Annotated in this window: 1 rRNA gene; it reads left to right on the forward strand. The window is 48.4% G+C overall.

Annotated features, from left to right (window positions below):
• Positions 1 to 111: 111 nt before the first annotated feature.
• Positions 112 to 2,909 (forward strand): 23S ribosomal RNA (locus ACFX5D_RS16195); the annotation flags it as partial.

The following is a 2,909-nucleotide window of genomic DNA, read 5'->3' on the forward strand; positions in this document are numbered from 1 at the left end:
AAAGTTCATTGACATATTGAGATAAGAAAATAATAAAAAGTAGAAAGCATTTTCTATTAGATATTTATATTTAGTAGAAGAAACGGCATGTTTTAATTAATGTGTTGGTACAATAAGCAAAATAAGGGCGTATGGGGGATGCCTTGGCTCTCAGAGGCGATGAAGGGCGTGATAAGCTGCGAAAAGCTACGGGGATTGGCACACACGAATTGATCCGTAGATACCCGAATGGGGCAACCCACTATGTTGAAGACATAGTACACCGATAGGTGGGCAAACCCGCTGAACTGAAACATCTAAGTAGGCGGAGGAGAAGAAAACAAAAGTGATTCCGTAAGTAGTGGCGAGCGAACGCGGATTAGCCCAAACCAATGTTGTTACGGCAATATTGGGGTTGTAGGACCACGACATTTTATGTACAAAGAATTAGAATCTACTGGAAAGTAGGGCCAAAGAAGGTGATAGCCCTGTATAAGTAATGAGTATAATAGATAGTGGTATCCTGAGTAGGGCGGGACACGAGAAATCCTGTCTGAATTTGGCGGGACCATCCGCTAAGGCTAAATACTCCTGAGAGACCGATAGTGAACCAGTACCGTGAGGGAAAGGTGAAAAGAACCGTGAATAACGGAGTGAAATAGATCCTGAAACCATACGCTTACAAGCGGTCGGAGCCCTTTCGTGGGGTGACGGCGTGCCTTTTGCATAATGAGCCTACGAGTTAACGTTGCTGGCAAGGATAAGTGGTTAAGCCACGGATCCGTAGCGAAAGCGAGTCTGAATAGGGCGCTTTAGTCAGTAGTGTTAGACGCGAAACCGTGTGATCTACCCATGGGCAGGATGAAGCGCTGGTAACACAGTGTGGAGGTCCGAACCGGTTGACGTTGAAAAGTCTTCGGATGACCTGTGGGTAGGGGTGAAAGGCCAATCAAACTCGGAAATAGCTCGTACTCCCCGAAATGCATTTAGGTGCAGCGTTATGCGTAAAGTTATATAGAGGTAGAGCTACTGATTGGATGCGGGGGCTTCACCGCCTACCAATTCCTGACAAACTCCGAATGCTATATAATGTTTCATAACAGTGAGGGCTTGGGTGCTAAGGTCCAAGTCCGAGAGGGAAAGAACCCAGACCATCAGCTAAGGTCCCCAAATATATACTAAGTTGAAAGAACGAGGTTTGTCTGCCCAGACAGCTAGGATGTTGGCTTGGAAGCAGCCATTCATTTAAAGAGTGCGTAACAGCTCACTAGTCGAGCGGACGAGCATGGATAATAATCGGGCATAAGTATATTACCGAAGCTATGGATTTAGAGTTTACTCTAAGTGGTAGGGGAGCATTCTCACAGGGTAGAAGGTGTATCGTAAGGTATGCTGGACCGGTGAGAAAAGAAAATGTAGGCATAAGTAACGATAATGCGGGCGAGAAACCCGCACACCGAAAGACTAAGGTTTCCACAGCTATGCTAATCAGCTGTGGGTTAGTCGGGACCTAAGGCGAACCCGAAAGGGACAGTCGATGGACAACGGGTTAATATTCCCGTACTAGTTATTACTGTGATGGGGTGACGGAGTGATGAAAGCGCCGCGAACTGACGGAATAGTTCGTTGAAGTACCTACCTATAAGCTGCGCAGGCAAATCCACGCGGCTTGGGGAAATACGATAGTACTCGGAGACTTCGGTTGAAGAGATAGTGCGCCTAAGGGCTTCCAAGAAAAACCTCTAAACTTCAGGTAATAAGTACCCGTACCGCAAACCGACACAGGTAGTCGAGGAGAGAATCCTAAGGTGCTCGAGAGATTCATGGCTAAGGAATTAGGCAAAATAGACCCGTAACTTCGGGAGAAGGGTCGCCAGCAGCAATGCTGGCCGCAGTGAAGAGGTCCAGGCGACTGTTTATCAAAAACACAGGGCTCTGCAAAATCGTAAGATGAAGTATAGGGCCTGACACCTGCCCGGTGCTGGAAGGTTAAGTGGAGATGTTATCTTCGGAGAAGCATTGAAATGAAGCCCCAGTAAACGGCGGCCGTAACTATAACGGTCCTAAGGTAGCGAAATTCCTTGTCGGGTAAGTTCCGACCTGCACGAATGGTGTAACGATCTGGACACTGTCTCAGCCATGAGCTCGGTGAAATTGTAGTAGCGGTGAAGATGCCGCTTACCCGCAGTGGGACGAAAAGACCCTGTGCACCTTTACTATAGCTTAGTATTGACCTTGGACAAATGATGTGTAGGATAGGTTGGAGACTGTGAAGTGGCGTCGCTAGGCGTTGTGGAGTCATTGTTGAAATACAACCCTTTGTTTGTCTGAGGCCTAACCCCGTTTTGCGGGGGACATTGCTTGGTGGGTAGTTTGACTGGGGTGGTCGCCTCCAAAAGAGTAACGGAGGCTTCTAAAGGTTCCCTCAGTACGCTTGGTAACCGTGCGTAGAGTGCAATGGCATAAGGGAGCTTGACTGAGAGACATACAGGTCGATCAGGTACGAAAGTAGAGCATAGTGATCCGGTGGTTCCGCATGGAAGGGCCATCGCTCAAAGGATAAAAGGTACGCCGGGGATAACAGGCTGATCTCCCCCAAGAGCTCATATCGACGGGGGGGTTTGGCACCTCGATGTCGGCTCGTCACATCCTGGGGCTGGAGAAGGTCCCAAGGGTTGGGCTGTTCGCCCATTAAAGTGGCACGCGAGCTGGGTTCAGAACGTCGTGAGACAGTTCGGTCTCTATCTACTGTGGGCGCAAGAAATTTGAGTGGATCTGATTCTAGTACGAGAGGACCGAATTGGACAAACCTCTAGTGTATCTGTTGTCACGCCAGTGGCATCGCAGAGTAGCTACGTTTGGAAGGGATAAGCGCTGAAAGCATATAAGCGCGAAACCCACCACAAGATGAGATTTCTTTTAAGGGTCGT

The organism is Flavobacterium fructosi, from assembly GCF_042787335.1.
GTDB lineage: Bacteria > Bacteroidota > Bacteroidia > Flavobacteriales > Flavobacteriaceae > Flavobacterium > Flavobacterium fructosi.